The following is a 3,893-nucleotide window of genomic DNA, read 5'->3' as shown; positions in this document are numbered from 1 at the left end:
GCCTTGGCCGAAGTGCTCGGCGGCACGCCGGAACAAGTCGAGAACGCCGCCGAGATCGGCATGGAGCACAACCTCGGGCTCACCTGCGACCCGGTGGGCGGGCTGGTGCAGGTGCCGTGCATCGAGCGCAACGCGATGGGCTCGATCAAGGCGCTCAACGCCGCGCGCATGGCGCTCAGGGGCGACGGCAAGCACTTCGTGTCGCTCGACAAGGTGATCAAGACCATGCGCGACACCGGCCGCGACATGAAGGACAAGTACAAGGAAACCTCGCGCGGCGGGTTGGCCGTGAACGTCATCGAGTGCTGAAGATCAGGAGAACAGAGTCATGCAGCATTACTCAGGATTCGGGCTCGTCAAGCACGCGCTCACCTACCACGAGAACTGGCAGCGCGCGTGGCGCAACCCGACGCCGAAGAAGAAGTACGACGTGATCGTCGTCGGTGGCGGCGGCCATGGGCTCGCCACCGCCTACTACCTCGCCAAGGAACACGGCATCACCAACGTCGCGGTGGTCGAGAAGGGCTGGCTGGGCGGGGGCAACACCGCGCGCAACACCACCATCGTGCGCTCGAACTACCTGTGGGACGAGGCCGCGTGGCTGTACGAGCACGCGATGAAGCTGTGGGAAGGGCTGTCGCAGGACCTCAACTACAACGTGATGTACTCCCAGCGCGGCGTCATGAACCTGGGGCACACGCTGCAGGACATGCGCGACATCCACCGGCGCGTGAACGCCAACCGCCTCAACGGCATCGATGGCGAGGTGCTCGACATCAAGCAGATCCAGGAGATCGTGCCGATGATGGACTGCTCGAAGAACACGCGCTACCCGATCATGGGCGCCTCGTGGCAGCCGCGCGGCGGCGTCGCGCGCCACGACGCGGTGGCCTGGGGCTTCGCGCGCGGCGCCGATGCGCTGGGCGTCGACATGCTGCAGCAGACCGAAGTCACCGGCATCCGCAAGAGCGGCAACAAGGTGCTCGGCGTCGAGACCAACCGCGGCTTCATCGCCGCCGACACGGTGGGCGTGGTCACCGCCGGCAACTCCGGCGTGCTCGCCAAGATGGCCGGCTTCCAGCTGCCGATCGAATCGCACCCGCTGCAGGCGCTGGTGTCCGAGCCGATGAAGCCCATCCTCGACACCGTCGTGATGTCGAACAAGGTGCACGGCTACGTGAGCCAGTCGGACAAGGGCGACCTCGTCATCGGCGCCGGCATCGACGGCTACAACGGCTACGGCCAGCGCGGCAGCTACTCGACCATCGAGCACACGCTGCAGGCGATCGTCGAGCTGTTCCCGATGTTCTCGCGCGTGCGCATGAACCGCCAGTGGGGCGGCATCGTCGATACCTGCCCGGACGCCTGCCCAATCATCTCCGCGACCCCGGTCGGCGGGCTCTTCTTCAACTGCGGCTGGGGCACCGGCGGCTTCAAGGCGACCCCGGGCTCGGGCAACGTGTTCGCGGCGACCCTTGCCGCCGGCAAGCCGCACCCGCTCGCCGCCCCCTTCTCGATCGACCGCTTCATCAGCGGCAAACTCATCGACGAGCACGGCGCCGCGGGCGTCGCGCACTGACAGGAGCAGATTCCATGCTGCACATCTACTGCCCGCACTGCGCGGAATACCGCGAAGAGGAAGAGTTCCGCCCCAAGGGCGAGGCGCACATCGCGCGCCCGGTGGCGCCCGAAGCGGCGAGCGACGAGGAGTGGGGAAATTACCTCTTCTTCCGCAAGAACCCGCGCGGCCTGCACCACGAGCTGTGGTACCACGCCGCGGGCTGCCGCAAGTTCTTCAACGCCACGCGCGACACCGTGAGCTACCAGATCCTCGAAACCTACAAGGTCGGCCAGAAGCCTGCGGTCGTCCAGTCTTCCACCAAGGGGGCGGCCAAATGAGCCAGCAGAACCGACTCGGCACGGGCGGGCGCATCGACCGCAGCCGTCCGCTGCGCTTCACCTTCAACGGCGTCGACTACCAGGGCTTCGCCGGCGACACGCTCGCCTCCGCCTTGCTCGCCAACGGCGTCGATGTGGTGAACCGCAGCTTCAAGTACTCGCGCCCGCGCGGCATCGTCGCCGCTGGCGCCGAGGAACCGAATGCGATCGTGCAGCTCGGCGCGAGCGAAGCCGCGCAGGTCCCGAACGTGCGCGCCACGCAACAGGCCCTCTACGGCGGACTGGTCGCCGCCAGCACCAACGGCTGGCCCAACGTCGACCGCGACGTGATGGGCGTGATCGGCGGCATCGGCGGGCGCTTCATGCCGCCGGGCTTCTACTACAAGACCTTCATGGCCCCCGCCTCGCTGTGGCCGAAGTACGAGAAGTACATCCGCAAGGCCGCCGGCCTCGGGCGCGTGCCCAAGGAAACCGATCCGGACATCTACGACCACATCAACCGCCACTGCGACGTGCTGGTGATCGGCGCGGGCCCCGCGGGCCTCGCCGCAGCGCTCGCGGCGGCGCGCTCCGGCGCGCGCGTGATCCTGTGCGACGAGCAGGAAGAGATGGGCGGGTCGCTGCTCGATTCGCGCGAACTCGTCGACGGCCGCCCGGCCTCGGCCTGGGTCGCCTCCGTGCTCGCGGAGCTCGCCACGCTGCCCGAAGTGCTGGTGCTGCCGCGCACCACCGCCAACGGCTACCACGACCACAACTTCGTGACGCTGCACGAGCGGCGCACCGAGCATCTCGCCGACCTCGCGCCGAGCCTCAACGGCCGCCGCCAGGTGCGGGCGCGCATGCATCGGGTGCGCGCCCATGAGGTGATCCTCGCCACCGGCACGCACGAGCGTCCGCTGGTCTTCTCCAACAACGACGTGCCGGGCAACCTGGTGGCCGGCGCGGTATCGACCTACATCCGCCGCTACGCGGTCGCGCCGGGCCGGCGCCTGGTGCTGTCGACCGCCAACGACCACGCCTACCGCGCCGCGCTCGACTGGGTGGATGCCGGGCGCGAGGTGGTGGCGATCGTCGATGCGCGCGAGCACCCCGAGGGCGATCTCGTCAATGAGGCGCGTGCACGCAACATTCGCATCATCCCCGGCTCCGCGGTGATCGAGGCGCAGGGCAAGAAGCGCGTCAGCGCGGCGCTGGTGGCCCGCATCGACATCGGTGGCTTCAAGGTCGCCGGCCGTGTCGAGACGCTCGCCTGCGACACCCTCGCCACCTCCGGCGGCTACAGCCCGGTCGTGCATCTGGCGGCGCACACCGGCGCGCGCCCCGAGTGGCGCGACGACCTCCTCGGCTTCGTCCCCGGCAAGGTGCCGGGCATGACGCCGGTGGGCGGCGTGCATGGCAAGGGCGCGCTTGCCGACGCCTTGGCCGATGGTGCCGCCGCGGGGGCCGCGGCCGCCCAGCGCACGGGCTTCAAGGTTGAGCAGCCTGCGCTGCCCAAGGTTGGCAAGGTGCGCGAAGGCAAGGCCGCCGCGCTCTACCAGGTGCCGCACGTCAAACCCGCGATGCGCGCCCCGAAGCAGTTCGTCGATCCGCAGAACGACGTCACCGCGGCGGGCATCGAACTGGCCACGCGCGAAGGCTTCGAGTCGATCGAGCACGTCAAGCGCTACACCGGCATGGGCTTCGGCACCGACCAGGGCAAGCTCGGCAACATCAACGGCATGGCGATCGCGGCACGCTGCCTCAAGCAGACGATCCCGCAGACCGGCACCACGGTGTTCCGCCCGAACTACACCCCGGTCACCTTCGGCGCCATCGCCGGGCGCAACTGCCGCGAGTTCTTCGACCCGCGCCGGTTCACCGCGCTGCACGCGTGGCACGTCGAGCACGGCGCGAAGTTCGAGGAAGTGGGGCAGTGGATGCGCCCGTGGTACTTCCCGCGCGGCAACGAATCCATGTTTGATGCGGTGCAGCGCGAATGCCGCGCCGTGCGCGAG

4 protein-coding genes are annotated in these 3,893 nt (G+C 68.9%); all 4 read left to right on the top strand.

The annotated features are described in order from the left end of the window. Positions 1-309: L-serine ammonia-lyase, iron-sulfur-dependent, subunit alpha (locus tag GPA27_RS27945; RefSeq protein WP_211165296.1), on the top strand; the 309-nt coding region annotated here is incomplete at its 5' end. Between the two features lie 19 nt (positions 310-328). Further along, a complete protein-coding gene (locus tag GPA27_RS27940; protein ID WP_169143673.1) occupies positions 329-1,579 on the top strand; it encodes a sarcosine oxidase subunit beta family protein in 1,251 nt (416 codons plus the stop codon). 14 nt (positions 1,580-1,593) lie between these two features. Beyond that, a complete protein-coding gene (locus tag GPA27_RS27935; RefSeq protein WP_169143672.1) occupies positions 1,594-1,899 on the top strand; it encodes a sarcosine oxidase subunit delta in 306 nt (101 codons plus the stop codon). Continuing rightward, positions 1,896-3,893, top strand: a 1,998-nt coding sequence (locus GPA27_RS27930) for a 2Fe-2S iron-sulfur cluster-binding protein (protein WP_169143671.1), incomplete at its 3' end; no start/stop codon positions are given. The genes GPA27_RS27935 and GPA27_RS27930, both read left to right, overlap by 4 nt.

It is taken from the genome of Aromatoleum toluolicum (genome assembly GCF_012911005.2).
Taxonomy (GTDB): domain Bacteria; phylum Pseudomonadota; class Gammaproteobacteria; order Burkholderiales; family Rhodocyclaceae; genus Aromatoleum; species Aromatoleum toluolicum.
The sequence above is the reverse complement of the archived record's forward strand: the minus strand, read 5'-3'. Positions and strand labels throughout refer to the sequence as shown.